General features: G+C 64.6%; 12 protein-coding genes and 1 pseudogene. 10 read left to right on the forward strand and 3 right to left on the reverse strand.

The features are described from left to right. Positions 1 to 102 precede the first annotated feature (102 nt). The 9 genes and pseudogenes from trpB to ACQR3T_RS20800 all read left to right on the forward strand — a co-directional run bounded on the left by trpB (position 103) and on the right by ACQR3T_RS20800 (position 13,461). Positions 103 to 1,374, forward strand: coding sequence for a tryptophan synthase subunit beta (trpB, locus tag ACQR3T_RS20760; RefSeq protein ID WP_428694730.1), 1,272 nt, complete (start codon positions 103 to 105; stop codon positions 1,372 to 1,374). Beyond that, positions 1,371 to 2,174: a tryptophan synthase subunit alpha gene (gene trpA, locus ACQR3T_RS20765; RefSeq protein ID WP_032378990.1), complete on the forward strand. Its 804-nt coding sequence runs from the start codon at positions 1,371 to 1,373 to the stop codon at positions 2,172 to 2,174. Before trpB ends, trpA begins: the two co-directional genes overlap by 4 nt. Further along, complete coding sequence (gene lgt, locus ACQR3T_RS20770) at positions 2,171 to 3,178, forward strand: prolipoprotein diacylglyceryl transferase (protein ID WP_428694688.1); 1,008 nt, start codon at positions 2,171 to 2,173, stop codon at positions 3,176 to 3,178. The genes trpA and lgt overlap by 4 nt, the downstream gene beginning before the upstream one ends. Further along, a complete protein-coding gene (locus ACQR3T_RS20775) occupies positions 3,171 to 4,013 on the forward strand; it encodes an NINE protein (RefSeq protein ID WP_428694689.1) in 843 nt (280 codons plus the stop codon). Before lgt ends, ACQR3T_RS20775 begins: the two co-directional genes overlap by 8 nt. A 140-nt stretch (positions 4,014 to 4,153) precedes the next feature. Beyond that, positions 4,154 to 4,642 (forward strand): annotated as a pseudogene (locus ACQR3T_RS20780) (TM2 domain-containing protein); the annotation flags it as partial. A 269-nt stretch (positions 4,643 to 4,911) separates the two neighbouring features. Further along, positions 4,912 to 9,495, forward strand: coding sequence for a glutamate synthase large subunit (gene gltB / locus ACQR3T_RS20785; protein ID WP_428694731.1), 4,584 nt, complete (start codon positions 4,912 to 4,914; stop codon positions 9,493 to 9,495). Next, entirely contained in the window at positions 9,488 to 10,993 is a 1,506-nt protein-coding gene (locus ACQR3T_RS20790; protein ID WP_032378987.1) for a glutamate synthase subunit beta, read from the forward strand. The genes gltB and ACQR3T_RS20790 overlap by 8 nt, the downstream gene beginning before the upstream one ends. A 122-nt stretch (positions 10,994 to 11,115) precedes the next feature. Continuing rightward, positions 11,116 to 12,534 carry a pyruvate kinase gene (gene pyk / locus ACQR3T_RS20795; RefSeq protein WP_080730620.1) on the forward strand — a complete coding sequence of 473 codons (1,419 nt, stop codon included), beginning with the start codon at positions 11,116 to 11,118 and terminating at the stop codon, positions 12,532 to 12,534. Next, complete coding sequence (locus tag ACQR3T_RS20800; RefSeq protein WP_052065892.1) at positions 12,535 to 13,461, forward strand: acyl-CoA thioesterase; 927 nt, start codon at positions 12,535 to 12,537, stop codon at positions 13,459 to 13,461. Here ACQR3T_RS20800 and ACQR3T_RS20805 read toward each other — a convergent pair. Next, a complete protein-coding gene (locus tag ACQR3T_RS20805; RefSeq protein WP_428694690.1) occupies positions 13,427 to 13,951 on the reverse strand; it encodes a DNA-deoxyinosine glycosylase in 525 nt (174 codons plus the stop codon). The genes ACQR3T_RS20800 and ACQR3T_RS20805 overlap by 35 nt on opposite strands. Positions 13,952 to 14,007: 56 nt before the next feature. Here ACQR3T_RS20805 and ACQR3T_RS20810 point away from each other — a divergent pair, with 56 nt between their 5' ends. Further along, positions 14,008 to 14,211: a hypothetical protein gene (locus ACQR3T_RS20810; RefSeq protein WP_032378984.1), complete on the forward strand. Its 204-nt coding sequence runs from the start codon at positions 14,008 to 14,010 to the stop codon at positions 14,209 to 14,211. On the opposite strand, the gene ACQR3T_RS20815 is transcribed toward ACQR3T_RS20810, so the two are convergent. After that, a complete protein-coding gene (locus ACQR3T_RS20815) occupies positions 14,187 to 14,678 on the reverse strand; it encodes a DUF1772 domain-containing protein (protein WP_094620069.1) in 492 nt (163 codons plus the stop codon). The genes ACQR3T_RS20810 and ACQR3T_RS20815 overlap by 25 nt on opposite strands. After that, positions 14,675 to 15,556: an NAD(P)H-binding protein gene (locus tag ACQR3T_RS20820; protein ID WP_428694691.1), complete on the reverse strand. Its 882-nt coding sequence runs from the start codon at positions 15,554 to 15,556 to the stop codon at positions 14,675 to 14,677. The genes ACQR3T_RS20815 and ACQR3T_RS20820 overlap by 4 nt, the downstream gene beginning before the upstream one ends. Between the last annotated feature and the right edge of the window lie 59 nt (positions 15,557 to 15,615).

Raw genomic sequence — 15,615 nt, forward strand, 5'->3', positions numbered from 1 at the left:
CGCGGCGGCAGTCCGCCGTTGGGGCACACTGGTCCGGTGAGCACCAGCAATTCTTCAGGCACCACGGACGCCCCACAGGTAGTCCGTTTCAAGGGCGCTGATCTGCCGCAGAGCAGCATCGGCCTCACCGATCGCAGCGCGCACGAGCCCGATGTGGGCGGGCATTTCGGTGTCTACGGCGGCAGGTTCGTCCCCGAGGCGCTGATGGGTGTGATCGAGGAAGTCACCGCCGAGTACGAGAAGGTGCGCAGCGACAACGAATTCCTCGGCGAACTCGATCGACTGCAGCGCGATTACACCGGCCGACCATCACCGGTCTTCGAGGCGACACGGCTGTCCGAGCACGCCGGCGGCGCTCGTATCCTTCTCAAGCGAGAAGACCTCAACCACACAGGTTCTCACAAGATCAACAACGTTCTGGGCCAGGTTCTGCTCGCGAAGCGAATGGGCAAGACTCGTGTCATTGCAGAGACCGGTGCCGGTCAACACGGCGTCGCAACCGCCACGGCCTGTGCCCTTATGGGGCTCGAATGCGTTGTGTACATGGGTGAGGTCGACACCGAACGCCAGGCACTCAACGTCGCTCGGATGCGCTTGCTCGGATCGAGCGTCGTGGCCGTGAAGTCGGGATCGCGCACCCTCAAGGACGCCATCAACGAGGCTCTACGCGATTGGGTCACCAACGCGGACAACACGTACTACTGCTTCGGCACCGTCGCCGGGCCGCACCCGTTCCCGGTCATGGTGCGCGACTTCCAGCGCATCATCGGCCTCGAGGCGCGGCAGCAGGTGCTCGCCTCCACGGGGAGGCTGCCCGACGCCATCGCCGCCTGCGTCGGTGGTGGGTCCAACGCGATCGGTATCTTCCATGCGTTCATCGACGACGCCGACGTTCGGCTGATCGGGCTCGAGGCGGCGGGCGACGGCGTCGAGACGGGCCGTCACGCTGCGACGATCAGCGGTGGAACTCCGGGAGCGTTGCACGGGGCGTACTCGTACCTGCTGCAGGACGAGGACGGCCAGACCGTCGAATCCCACTCGATCTCAGCAGGATTGGACTACCCGGGCGTCGGCCCCGAGCATTCCTACCTGCATGACATCGGGCGCGCAGAGTACCGGGGCATCACCGATACCGAGGCGATGAATGCGTTCAAGCTGCTGTGCCGTACCGAGGGCATCATTCCGGCCATCGAGTCCTCACATGCCATCGCAGGCGCACTGACCCTCGGCAAGGAGCTGGGCGAAGGTGCGATCATTCTGGTCAACCTGTCCGGGCGCGGCGACAAGGACGTCGACACCGCGGCCGAGTGGTTCGGGCTGATCGACGGAGACGGCGACGCGAACGTGGACGAAGAAGTGGGTATCAAGCCATGAGCAACAACGACTCTCGCCTGTCGGGAACCTTCGCGCAGTGCCGCGCCGAAGGTCGCGCAGCACTCGTCGGATACCTCCCCGCAGGTTTTCCCACCGTTCCGCGCTCGGTCGAGGTGTTCAAGACCATGGTCGACGCCGGATGCGACATCGTCGAGGTCGGCATTCCGTATTCCGATCCGGTGATGGACGGACCCACGATTCAGGCCGCAGCCGACGTCGCGCTGCGAGCCGGTGCTCGGGTCAAGGACGTGTTCGCAGTGACCGAGCAGGTCTCTGCCGCGGGCGGAAAAGCTGTCGTCATGACCTACTGGAATCTGGTCCTCAAATACGGCATCGAGAACTTTGCCCGCGATCTCGCCGGTGCGGGCGGGCTCGGAATCATCACCCCCGATCTCATTCCGGACGAGGCGCAGGAATGGATCGAGGTCTCCGACAGGTACGGACTCGACCGCATTTTCCTCGTAGCTCCGTCGTCCACCGAGGAACGGCTCGTCAGCACCGTCGAAGCCAGCAGCGGTTTCGTCTATGCCGCCTCGACGATGGGCGTGACCGGTGCCCGCGACGCGGTGTCCTCGATGGCCCCCGAACTGTCGGCTCGCATCCGTAAGCACTCCGATATCCCCATCGGCGTCGGCCTCGGTGTTCGCTCGGGCGCTCAGGCCGCCGAGATCGCCCGCTACGCCGACGCAGTCATCGTCGGATCGGCCTTGGTCAGTGCCGTGGACAACGGACTCGACGCGGTGCGTGACCTGACGACGGAACTCGCCGAGGGTGTCCGTTCCGCTAACGTAGCGTCGTGACCTCGACCGAGATTCTGGCCTACATTCCCAGCCCTGCGCAGGGAGTGTGGCACGTCGGACCGCTCGCTCTGCGGGCCTACGCCCTGTTCATCATCATCGGCATCGTCGTATCGGTGGTATGGGGCGATCGCCGTTGGGTCGCTCGAGGGGGAACCAAGGGCACCGTTCTCGACGTCGCAGTCTGGGCCGTTCCGTTCGGTTTGCTCGGTGGACGTCTCTACCACGTGGCGACAGACTGGAAGACGTACTTCGGTCCCGGCGGAAATCCGGTCGAAGCTCTGTACGTCTGGAACGGCGGTCTCGGAATCTGGGGAGCGGTGTTCCTCGGCGGAGTCGGTGCTTGGATTGCCTGCCGTCGACGAGGGATCCCCTTGCCTGCATTCGGTGACGCGGTGGGGCCCCCGATTCTGCTGGCCCAGGCGATCGGCCGCATCGGTAACTACTTCAACCAAGAGCTGTACGGTCGCTCAACCACGCAGCCGTGGGGTCTGGAAATCTACGAGCGAGTCGACTCGAACGGTCGACTGGACCCTCTGAACGGCGTGTCGACCGGGTTCGTGGAGAAGGTCGTCCACCCGACGTTCCTCTACGAGTTGCTGTGGAGCCTCGCGATCGTCGCCCTGCTGGTGCTGATCGACCGCAAGTACACGATCGGCCACGGACGGTTGTTCGCGTTGTACGTCGCCGGATATTGCGTCGGACGTTTCTGGGTGGAACTCATGCGTGACGATTTCGCGACGAAGATCGCGGGACTTCGCGTCAACACCTTCACATCCGCCATCGTCTTCGTCCTGGCGGTCGCATACTTCGTGATCGCGACGAAGGGTCGCGAAGACCCCGCGACTCTGAAATCGAACGACGACGTGGACGGCGGTAACGACGCCGCAGACGGCGATGCCTCCGGCGATGCGGACGAGACCGACGTGAACGACCGAACCGCCGATGCTCTGGACGTGCACACGTCCGACAAGAAAGCCGAGGAAGAAGGCAGTACACGTGGTTGATTTCGACAAGACCCACGGCCCCGAATCCGGTTCCGGCACAGGCGATTCCAGTGACGGTGACGCCAAGCCGACCACGCCGTTCGGCACTCCGTTCGACTACGGTGCCACCGCCGAGGCGTCGCTCTCGGAGCCGCCGGCAACCTCGGAATCCGCACCGTCGCACGGTCCCACCGGGCCCACGGGGCCGGGCTGGGATACGTATTCGGGTATCGGAAACGGCCCAGGTTGGTCCAGCACGCCGAGCTACCCGGCTCCGAGCCCGGACGGCAGTATCGACAATCCCGTGGGAGGATTCCCGCCGCCCCAGAACTACCCGGCCCAGAACTACCCGGCCCAGAACTACCCGCAGCAGCGGTACGGCCAGCAGCAGGGCTACCCGCAGCAGGGGTACGGCCAGCCGCAGGGCTACCCGCAGCAGGGGTACGGCCAGCCGCAGAGCTACCCACAGCAGGGCTACCCGCAACAAGGGTTCGGTCAGTCGCAGGGTTTCGGTGCGCCCATGGGCTATGCGGGCGGACACCCGTTCGGCGTCGGCCCAGACGCTCCGTACGGTCGCGATCCGGTCACCGGCGAGCCGTTGTCGGACAAGTCCAAGATCGTCGGCGGCCTGCTGCAGATATTTCTCGGTTGGTTGGGTGTCGGTCGCTTCTACCTCGGCAGTACCGGGATCGGTGTCGCCCAGCTGCTCCTGTTCTTCTTCGGTGTTCTGCTCACCGCAGTGTTCGGCCTCGGGCTGATTCTGCTGTTCGGGCTTTTCGTCTGGCACGTCGTAGACGGCGTGCTCATTTTGGTGGGCAATGTAACGGACGCTCAGGGGCGAAAACTGAGAGACTGAGCCCTCGTTCGCACTGCACTCGAACAAGGGAGCCCGAAGTGAGTGACTCAGGTACATCGTCGTCCGACGGATCACCGGGCGACGCATCCGGTTCCACGGAACCGACGATCTCGTTCGAGAAGGGCACCCCTGCAGGCTCGGGTCCCGTCTACGGCGCACCCGATCCCAATTACACGACCCCGAACTACGGCACCCCGAACTCGAACACTCCCGGTGCCGCCGATCAGGGTCAGCCGTTCGGACCTCCTCCCGGTGTCGGTTATCCACCGCCCGCCGATGGTTCGGGTCAGTACTTCGCCGCGCCGCCGCCGTACGCGGGTGGTCAGTACGGTGGGCCGCAGTACGCGGGTGGGCCTGGTTTCATGGACCCGATGGCTCCCTACGGCCGGCACCCGGTCACCGGCGAACCCTTCTCCGACAAGCAGAAGCTGACGGCAGGCCTGCTCAACATCCTCCTCGGCGCATTCGGAGCCGGTCGCTTCTATCTCAACCAGCCGGGTATTGCAGTGGCCCAGATTGCCGTCACGTGGCTCACCTGCGGTATCGGTGGCATCTGGCCGTTGATCGACGGGATCATGATGCTCACCGGCAGCGTGCGCGACGAACACGGTCGACCGCTGCGCGACTGACGACCGTTTCGACGGCCACCGGCATTCGCGATTGCATCGTTGCGAATTCCAACTGCTACGATTTCGCCATCCGGGAGCAATCTCGGATTCTTTCGCGGGCCAGGGCTGTCCCGGTGAATTCCCGACAGGCGTTTCGATTTCGGCTTGTGAGACCGTTCCGGTCGACATGAGCCGAACCAGCCGGCGGGGTTGCCGAGACTCACGGCGCAGCGGTCGAGGTCGCTGCTTCGCCCTCACGCACCCCACCGGCCTACGTGGAGGTGATCGTGGTGCTGTTTTCTCGGATGCCTGCGGAGCAGGGTCTGTACGACCCGAGCTTGGAGAAGGATTCCTGCGGCGTGGCGATGATCGCCGACATCGCGGGACGACGGTCTCATGCCATTGTGGCCGACGGCGTTCTGGCACTGGAGAATCTGGAACATCGTGGCGCTGCCGGGGCCGAGCCGAACAGCGGCGACGGCGCGGGCATTCTGATCCAGCTCCCGGTCGAACTTCTCGTCTCTCTCGCGCCGTTCGATCTACCTACGGCATCGGCCGACGGTGACAATACGTTTGCAGCAGGCGTGTGTTTTCTGCCGCAGGGAATCCGGGAGCGTGCGCTCGCCGTCGAACGTGTCGAATCCGTTGCGACCGAAGAAGGTCTGGAGATCCTGGGTTGGGTCCCGGTCGAGGTCGATCCCGATCGAGCCGACGTGGGAGTCACCGCTCTGGGCTGTATGCCGTACATGAGCTACCTCTTCGTCACCGCCCCCGAGGTCGACGGCGTGCGGCCGGCCGGTCTGGCGCTCGATCGGCTGGTGTACGCGCTACGTAAGCGTTCCGAACGGGTCACCCCCGAGATCGAGGCCGAGGGCTCCGGGTTGTTCTTTCCGTCGCTGTCCTCGCGCACCATCGTCTACAAGGGCATGCTCACCACGATGCAGTTGCCGCTCTACTTCCCAGAGTTGCGGAACCCGTTGTGCACGAGCGCTATTGCCATCGTTCACAGTCGATTCTCCACCAACACGTTTCCGTCGTGGCCGCTGGCGCACCCGCATCGCTACGTGGCCCACAACGGTGAGATCAACACCGTCAAGGGCAACCGAAACCGAATGCGGGCTCGAGAAGCGCTGCTCTCGAGCGACCTGATCCCCGGTGACCTCGAGCGGTTGTTCCCGATCTGCAATCCCGATGCGTCGGACTCGGTGTCCTTGGACGAGGTGCTCGAACTGCTGCACCTCGGTGGACGCAGTGTTCCGCATGTGGTGATGATGATGGTGCCGGAGCCGTGGGAGAACCACCGCACGATGGATCCGCGAGTGCGGGCGTTCTATCAGTTCCACTCGTCGATGATGGAGGCCTGGGACGGCCCGGCTTGTGTGACGTTCACCGACGGCAGCTACGTCGGGGCCGTGCTCGATCGCAACGGGCTTCGCCCCGGTCGCTGGTGGCAGACGGCCGACGGTCGCGTGATCCTCGCCAGCGAGGCCGGCGTGCTCGATGTGCCGCAATCCGAGGTCGTCGCCAAGGGCCGACTCGAGCCGGGCAAGATGTTTCTGATCGACACCGTCGCCGGACGACTGGTACCCGACGAGGAGATCAAGCTCCAACTGGCCACCGAACATCCGTATCAGGAGTGGCTGCATGCCGGACTGCTCGAGATCAAGAGCCTTCCCGAGCGCGCGCACATCCAGTACAACCACGACTCCGTGGTGCGCAGGCAGGTCGCGTTCGGTTACACCGAGGAAGACCTGCGCGTCGTCCTGACGCCGATGGCCGCATCCGGGGGAGAGCCACTGGGGTCCATGGGCACCGACACCCCTGCGGCAGTGATGTCGCAGCGCTCGCGTCAGCTCTACGACTACTTCATCGAGCTGTTCGCCCAGGTCACCAACCCGCCGCTGGATTCGATCCGGGAGGAGATCGTGACCTCGCTCGCGCGGGTGATGGGTCCCGAGCAGAACCTGCTCGAGCCCACCGCGGCGTCGTGCAGGCAGATCGTGTTGCCGTGGCCGGTGCTCGACAACGACGAGTTGAACAAGATCATCCACATCAACGACGACGGCGACCACCCCGGATTGTCGGCGACGGTGTTGCGTGGTCTCTACGAGGTCGAGCGCGGCGGCGAAGGTCTCGCCGAGGCCATCGAGGAACTGCGTGCTCGGGCATCGGAAGCCATCGCTGCCGGGTACACGACGCTGATCATCTCCGATCGCGACTCGGACCACACCCGCGCTCCGATTCCGTCGTTGCTGGCCACCTCGGCCGTACACCACCATCTGGTGCGCACCAAGGAGCGCACCAAGATCGCACTCGTCGTGGAATCCGGCGATGCACGCGAAGTCCATCATCTCGCGCTGCTCATCGGATTCGGTGCCGCCGCGGTCAACCCGTATCTGGCGATGGAATCGATCGAGGATCTCGTCGGCGAGGGTGAGCTGACCGGCGTCGAACCGACGATCGCAGTACGGAACTATCTGTACGGTCTCGGCAAGGGTGTGCTCAAGGTGATGTCCAAGATGGGCATCTCGACCGTCGGGTCCTACACCGGCGCACAGGTTTTCGAGGCGGTCGGTCTCGATCGCGAGGTGGTGCGCGAGTACTTCAAGGGCACGGTCAGCAAGCTCGGCGGTGTCGGTCTGGACGTGCTCGCCGAGGAGGTCAAGCTGCGCCACCGTCGGGCGTACCCCGAGAACCCCACCGACCGTGTTCACCGTCGGTTGGATATCGGCGGTGAGTACCAGTTCCGGCGGGAAGGTGAACTGCACCTGTTCACGCCCGAAACGGTGTTCCTGTTGCAGCATGCGACCCGCACCGGGCGCTACGACGTGTTCCAGAAGTACACCGACGAGGTGGACCGGCTCGCCCGTGAAGGCGGTGCCCTGCGTGGTTTGTTCGAGTTCAAAGATGGTGTGCGGCCGTCGGTTCCGCTCGACGAAGTGGAGTCGGTCGAATCGATCGTGACGCGGTTCAACACCGGAGCGATGAGCTACGGATCCATTTCCGCCGAAGCACACGAGACGATGGCCGTGGCGATGAACAACCTCGGCGGCCGGTCCAACTCGGGTGAGGGCGGTGAGGACGTCGACCGCCTCTACGACCCGAAGCGCCGCAGTGCCGTCAAGCAGGTGGCCAGTGGCCGCTTCGGGGTGACCAGCGACTACCTGGTCAACGCCACCGATATTCAGATCAAGATGGCGCAGGGAGCAAAGCCGGGCGAGGGCGGTCAGTTGCCCGGCTACAAGGTGTATCCGTGGGTCGCGAAGACGCGACATTCCACGCCGGGCGTCGGCTTGATCTCGCCGCCCCCGCACCACGACATCTATTCGATCGAGGATCTCGCGCAGCTGATCCACGACCTCAAGAACGCCAACGAGAATGCGCGCGTGCACGTCAAACTCGTCAGTTCTGTCGGCGTCGGCACGGTGGCGACGGGCGTCAGTAAGGCGCACGCCGACGTCGTCCTCATCTCGGGATACGACGGCGGAACCGGGGCGGCACCGTTGACCTCGCTCAAGCATGCCGGCGCTCCGTGGGAGATCGGCCTGGCCGACGCTCAGCAGACGCTGGTGCTCAACGGCCTGCGTGACCGCATCACCGTGCAGTGCGACGGTGGAATGCGCACCGGTCGCGACGTCATCGTCGCGGCACTTCTCGGTGCGGAGGAATTCGGATTCTCGACGGCTCCGCTGATCGTGGCGGGATGCATCATGATGCGTGTCTGCCACCTCGATACGTGCCCGGTCGGGGTCGCGACCCAGAACCCGGAGCTGCGCAAGCGGTTCACCGGGAAGCCGGAGTTTCTCGAGGACTTCTTCAAGTTCATCGCCGAGGACGTGCGAAAGTACCTCGCGCAGCTCGGCTTCCGCAGTATCGACGAGGCAGTGGGCCACGCCGACGTACTGGAGACAGCGGCAGGCGTCGCACACTGGAAGAGCAAGGGCCTGGATCTGGCTCCGATCTTCGCGATGCCCGTCGACCGGCACGGTGCCCCGATGTCGCAGCGTCGACGCCTTCGCGGGCAAGACCACGGTCTCGATCTCGCACTGGATCGGACGCTGATCCAGTTGGCGGAGGGAGCGCTGGAGGACGCGCATCCAGTGAAGCTCGAGCTGCCGGTACGTAACGTCAACCGCACTGTCGGAACGCTTCTGGGGTCCGAGGTCACCCGACGCTACGGCGCGGGTGGACTCCCGGACGACACCATTCGCGTTGCGTTCACCGGATCGGCAGGGCAGTCGCTCGGTGCCTTCCTGCCGCCGGGTATCACGATCGATCTGGTCGGTGACGCGAACGACTATGTCGGCAAGGGACTGTCGGGTGGTCGCATCGTGGTGCGCCCGGCCGACGATGCGCCCTTCGTCGCCGAGGACAACGTGATCGCCGGCAACACCATTCTGTACGGCGCAACCTCGGGCGAGGTGTACCTGCGGGGCAAGGCAGGGGAGCGCTTCGCGGTCCGCAACTCGGGTGCGGTCGCGGTGAACGAGGGCGTGGGTGACCACGCGTTCGAGTACATGACCGGTGGCCGGGTCGTCGTGCTGGGCCCGACCGGTCGCAACATGGCCGCGGGAATGTCCGGCGGTATCGCCTTCGTTCTCGGTCTCGATCCGGCCGACGTGAACATGGCCATGGTCGAACTGCAGGTCCCCAACCCGGACGATCTGGTGTGGCTGCGCGAGACCGTCGAGAATCACCAGCGCTGGACCGGGTCCACCGTCGCGACCTCGTTGCTGGCCGACTGGCCACGCCGGTCTGCGCTGTTCACCAAAGTCATGCCCGTCGACTACCAGCGGGTGCTGGAAGCGACTCGAATGGCGCGTGCCGAAGGGCGCGACGTCGATGCTGCGATCATGGAGGCTGCACGTGGCTGATCCACAGGGATTTCTGAAAGTCGTCAAGCGCGAGGCTGTCAAGCGTCCGATCGGCGAGCGCGTCAAGGACTGGAACGAGGTGTATTCGCACCAGCCCACGAGCGAACGGGCCGCGGAGGTCTCCGATCAGGCACGTCGTTGTATGGACTGCGGAATTCCGTTCTGCCACTCCGGAACTGCGGGTTGTCCGCTGGGCAATCTGATTCCCGAGTGGAACGATCTGGTTCGTCGTGACCGGTGGGATGCAGCGAGCGACCGACTGCACGCGACCAACAACTTCCCGGAGTTCACCGGTCGGGTGTGCCCGGCACCGTGCGAATCGGCCTGTGTGCTTTCGATTTCCGAGGCGGCCACCGGCGGTAGCGTCACGATCAAGCGGGTCGAGCAGACCATCGCGGATCTGGCCTGGGAAGAGGGCAGCATCGTTCCGCAGCCGCCGACGATCACCACCGGGAAGCGAGTCGCCGTCGTGGGATCCGGTCCTGCGGGATTGGCTGCGGCACAACAGCTCACACGTGCCGGACACGACGTCACGGTGTACGAGCGGGATGACCGCCTGGGCGGTCTGCTCCGGTACGGCATCCCGGAGTTCAAGCTCGAGAAGTCGGTGCTGGATCAGCGCCTGATGCAGATGCGGGCCGAGGGAACACATTTCGTGACCGACTGCGAGGTGGGCATCGACTTCACGGTCGAGCAGCTCCGCGAATCCTTCGATGCCGTCGTGCTGGCGGTCGGCGCTCTGCGGGCCCGAGACAACAACGAGGTGATCGGTCGCGAACTCGACGGTATCCACCTGGCGATGGAGCACCTGGTGCCGTCGAACAAGGAATGTGAGGGCGACGGTCCCACGTCGATCTCGGCCGCGGACAAGCATGTGGTGATCATCGGCGGCGGCGACACCGGGGCCGACTGTCTGGGTACAGCGCACCGCCAGGGTGCCGCGTCGGTCACCCAGCTGGACTACAACCCCGCCCTGCCGGGTGCCCGTGACGACAGCCTGTCGCCCTGGCCGTCGTGGCCGTTGGTGCTGCGCACCTCGCCTGCGCACGCCGAGGGTGGCGTTGTGCGTCATCAGGTGGCCGTGCAGCGCTTCCTCGGTGACGAGCGCGGACACGTGCGTGCCATGGTGCTGGCCGAGGTTGAGGTGCAGCGTGACGCGGACGGTCGACGCGTCGTCACACCGATCGGTGAAGAGGTGGAACTGCCCTGTGATCTGGCGCTGTTCGCCATCGGTTTCGAGGGTGTAGAGCACGGTCCGTTGCTCGACGAGTACGGCCTCGCGCTCACCAAGCGTGGTGCGTTGTCGTGTGGTCCCGACTGGCAGACCACCGCGCCTGGGGTGTTCGTCTGCGGAGATGCGCATCGAGGTGCGTCGTTGGTCGTGTGGGCGATCGCAGAGGGACGGTCGGCGGCTCACGGAGTCGACGCTTTCCTCACCGGGCACTCGGAATTGCCGTCTCCGGTACACCCCACGGCACTGCCTCTCGCGGTGGTGTGACGCTCGTCTCTGAACCGGTGCAGACCGTCCCAGCAGCGGCGTAGCGAGGCTACCGATCGGTATTATCCGACTGGGAACGTCTGCGATAGAGAACGCGGCGTCCAGCGGCTAGGCTCGCTTTCGTGAGCCGACGTACGAAGATTGTCTGCACCCTTGGACCCGCAACCGCAACCACAGAGCGAATCCGTGAACTCGTAGAGAGTGGAATGGATGTCGCACGACTGAACTTCAGCCATGGAGATCACCCCGATCACCAAGCCAACTACGAGAGGGTCCGCGCAGCGTCGGACGCCACCGGCAAAGCCGTGGGCATTCTGGCCGACCTGCAGGGACCGAAGATTCGTCTCGGCCGCTTCGCCGAGGGCTCGACCACCTGGGCCAGCGGTGAGCTGATCCGTATCACCGTCGAGGAGTGCGAAGGTACCCACGACCGGGTGTCGACCACCTACAAGGAACTGGCTCAGGACGCGAAGGAAGGCGACCGCCTCCTCGTGGACGACGGCAAGGTCGGCCTCGTGGTCACCGGAGTCGAAGGCAACGACGTGCTGTGTCGTGTCACCGAAGGTGGACCGGTCAGCAACAACAAGGGCGTCTCCCTGCCCGGCATGGACGTGTCCGTTCCGGCCATGAGCGAGAAGGACATCGCGGACCTCGAATTCGCACTCGCTCTGGGATGCGACTTCATCGCGCTCTCGTTCGTCCGTTCGCCCGCGGACGTCGAACTCGTCCATGCCGTCATGGATCGTGTCGGCCGCCGAGTTCCCGTCATCGCCAAGCTGGAGAAGCCCGAGGCTGTCGACAACCTCGAAGCCATCGTGCTCGCGTTCGACGCCATCATGGTTGCCCGCGGTGACCTCGGCGTCGAGTTGCCGCTCGAGCAGGTCCCGCTGGTACAGAAGCGCGCCATTCAGATCGCTCGCGCCAACGCCAAGCCCGTCATCGTCGCGACTCAGATGCTCGAATCGATGATCGAGAATTCCCGTCCGACGCGCGCCGAGGCCTCCGACGTGGCCAACGCGGTGCTCGACGGCACCGATGCGGTGATGCTGTCCGGTGAGACCTCGGTCGGCAAGTACGTCATGGAGACGGTGCGGACCATGGCCCGCATCGTCGAGACCGTCGAGACCGAGGGCGACAGCGTTCCGCCGCTGACACATGTCCCGCGCACCAAGCGCGGCGTGATCTCCTACGCCGCCCGCGACATCGGCGAGCGGCTCGATGCCAAGGCCCTCGTGGCCTTCACGCAGTCGGGTGACACCGTTCGACGGTTGGCCCGTCTGCACACCAAGCTTCCTCTGCTCGCCTTCACCTCGATCTCCGAGGTACGCAGCCAGCTGTCGTTGAGCTGGGGAACCGAGACGTTCCTGGTACCCGACGTGGGATCCACGGACGCGATGGTCAAAGAGGTCGACAAGGCGCTGCTCGAACTCGGTCGGTACAACAAGGGCGATCAGGTCGTGATCGTGGCCGGTGCCCCTCCCGGCACAGTAGGCTCGACCAACTTGATCCATGTGCACCGAATCGGAGAAGAGGACCGGTAAGTGGTCGAAGCGGGGGGAACCGGCGTCAGCGAAAGCGCGCCGAGCAGTACAGCGGTGAAGACCGATCTCGAGACGCTCCTCGATCTCCTCGCACTGGAGGAGATCGAGGAGGACGTGTTCGTCGGCGTTCACCCCGAGCAGGTGGGGAGCCGTACGTTCGGGGGACAACTGGTCGCACAGGGTCTGATCGCTGCGGGTCGCACCGTGTCCGGCACGTCGCGGGACGTACACGCGATCAACGCCCACTTCATCCGCGGTGGTGACGTCAAGAAGCCCATCGAATACCGGGTCTCGCGCCAGCGCGACGGCCGCGCCTTCGCCAACCGTCAGGTGACTGCTGTCCAGGACGGCAACGAGCTGTTCGTCATGCTCGCAGCGTTCCAAGATTTCGGTAAAGGCCTGGAGCACAGCGTCGAAGTTCCCGAGGTCCCGTACCCCGACGCGCTGCCACCCCTTGGCGATCATTTCGTCGGGTACGAGGATCGACTTCAGATGTTCGTGGATGCTCTCAAGCCGATCGACATGCGCTACGCGAACGATCCGGCCTGGATCATGCACGGCACCGGTGAGAAGCTCAATCACAATCGAGTCTGGATGAAGGCCGACGGCGATCTGCCCGACGCCTCGATATTTCACGCCGCGACCATGGGCTACGCGTCGGACACCACTGTGCTCGATTCGATCATCACCACTCACGGCCTGTCGTGGGGACTCGATCGGATCGTCGCCGCCACGGTGAACCACTCCATCTGGTTCCACCGACCGTTCAGATTCGACGAATGGGCCCTGTACGCCACCGAGTCACCCGTCGCCGCCGGCTCGCGTGGCCTGGCCACCGGTCGTTTCTTCTCGATGGACGGCCAGTTGCTGGCAACGGTCGTGCAAGAAGGCCTCATTCGACATTTTCCGAAGCGGGTCCGCGACTGAACGCGCTCGCCCAGGCCCGAGTCTTGGCTGCAAGGTCCAGTGAGGCGTGCGCCGGACTGGTAGAGGGCAACCGGGTGAATTCGACGCGGGGGAGTGGCAGTCCCGTCGCCACGTGACGTCGGTAGCTCTCGGCCGCCTTGGCTCCGTTGAAGAACACCCTGTCGATATTCGGCTGCTGCGCGAACAGTGTCTCGAAATCGTTTGCAACGATGGATGATTCGACAATTGCCGAGTCGAGACTGCCCGCGCGCGTGCACAGCTTCAGTACATCCCAGACGGCAATTCCGTGGGCTCGGAGACGCTCGGTGCGTGCGTCGTACGGGAGTTCGGGTCCGGCACCGAACAACGTTCCCATGATCGGCCAGAACGCATTTCGTGGATGGGCGTAGTACTGCTGCGCCGCCAGTGATGCGACGCCGGGCATGGAGCCCAGCACCAGGGTGGTTGCGCCCGGGGCGACGATCGGCTCGAAACTGTGCACGACGTTCATGGCGCGATTGAAGCAAATCCCCGCGGGGGTGCGGGAGTGGGGACCACAATGGAGAGATGTTGGATCCACGTGTACTCGACAACAACGAACTCGAAGCCGAACTCGCCGCACTGCGCCGGGGGCGTGACGCAGCGATGGACGAGGGCGCACGCGACGTCTCGACCGCCGACACCGACCACCTCATCGCGCGGTTCGAGGAAGAAATTCGCAAGCGACACCAGGATTCGACGTCCGATCAGCCCAGTACCGATCTGCCCTGACCCAGAATCAGGACCGCGCATGCGGCGGTCGCGGCCGCGGTACGAATGTTGTTCCACAGCACCCACTTCGTCGTGAACTCTTCCCACGTCGCCGCTCCTGCCGCGGTGGTCGAGTCGGCTGCAGCCAACGCGTCGTTGAGGGGCACATTCAGTGTGACCGTGACCGCGAAGCACCCGATCACGTACAGCACTGCCCCGGCGATGATCAGTGCGGAGTGGCCGCGGTCGGTGAACGGAGTCGACACGGCTGCGATCACGCAGGACAGCGCCGTGCCCATGAACAGGATGAGAAACAGCGGATTGAGGATCGCCGCATTGGCACTCTGCATCGAGGAGATCGCGACCGGAACCGGAAGGGTCTTCAGTCCGGGCAGCACGCTGATCGAGAACGCCAGCAGCACTCCCGCCATCAATGCTGATCCGATTGCGCCGACAAGTGTTGATGCGGAGGCTATTCGGTCGATCATGACACGGCTGCCGGTGCCGGAATCGAGTCCGCGAAATCTTCGAAGGAGGTCTCGGTGCTGTTGTCGGGTGACCGGCGAACGTCACGGGTCAGTTCTTCGGTGTTGAATGCCCTGGTCATGTCGACGTACAACTGTGCATACGATCGCGAGAATCCAATCGAGACGAGCACGTCTGCCATGGCCTCGTACGGCAGGCGCTCGTAACGCGCCGCTGTGATTGCCAGTCGGTCACCCAGAATTGCCGTGGCCTCGGCGTAGCTGAGGTCTCGCTCGCCCAGCAGAACCTGGGTGCGTACACCGTCCCACGGCGAATCGGTCAGTGCCCGTACGGCCGCGTCGGCGATGTCCGAGGTGGCGATCATCGGAATCGGAAGGTGCGGGTCCACCGAGTCCACGTGTTTACCACTGTCGGTCAGCTGTTGCGCCGCCGGAAGTAAGTTCTCGAAGAACGACACCGGACGCAGCAGGTGCAGGCTCCGATCGGTCAATGTCCGGAGGCGTTCTTCCTGTTCGGCGAGGCAGCCGATGACGCCGGGTGCGTCGAGTCGATCGGCACCGAGGCTGCTCAGCGCCACGATCCTCTCCACCTCGGACACGCGGAGGGCATCGACGATCGAGGCACCCCACATTGCCTGCTCGGCGGCGAAGTCCTCGGCGTAGGGATTGCTCGGCAGCATCGCGAAGACGGCCTCGCTCCCGTCGAAGGATGCGGCCGGCGCGGGCGTCAGGTCCGCCTGGACGGTGTGCGCGCCACCGGCCGCCAGCGCGTCGAGGCGAGCGGTGTTCCGGCCGATTGCGCGCACGTGCCTGCCCTCCTTCAGAAGTCTCTCGGCGACGCGATATCCGACCTGACCGGTCGCTCCCAGAATCGTGATCATGGTGTTCCTTCCGTTGAGTCCGTTGTCACTGCATCCACTCTGAACGTCCAGAGCTGGAT

The sequence above is a fragment of the Rhodococcus sp. IEGM1428 genome, from assembly GCF_050321865.1.
In the GTDB taxonomy this organism is placed as follows: Bacteria; Actinomycetota; Actinomycetes; order Mycobacteriales; family Mycobacteriaceae; genus Rhodococcoides.

Bases quoted from the DNA above. Each gene is read 5' to 3' on its own strand.
- trpA (WP_032378990.1), top strand. From the start codon at position 1,371: ATGAGCAACAACGACTCTCGCCTGTCGGGAACCTTCGCGCAGTGCCGC.
- ACQR3T_RS20805 (WP_428694690.1), bottom strand. From the start codon at position 13,951: ATGAACGTCGTGCACAGTTTCGAGCCGATCGTCGCCCCGGGCGCAACC.
- ACQR3T_RS20810 (WP_032378984.1), top strand. From the start codon at position 14,008: ATGTTGGATCCACGTGTACTCGACAACAACGAACTCGAAGCCGAACTC.
- ACQR3T_RS20815 (WP_094620069.1), bottom strand. From the start codon at position 14,678: ATGATCGACCGAATAGCCTCCGCATCAACACTTGTCGGCGCAATCGGA.
- ACQR3T_RS20820 (WP_428694691.1), bottom strand. From the start codon at position 15,556: ATGATCACGATTCTGGGAGCGACCGGTCAGGTCGGATATCGCGTCGCC.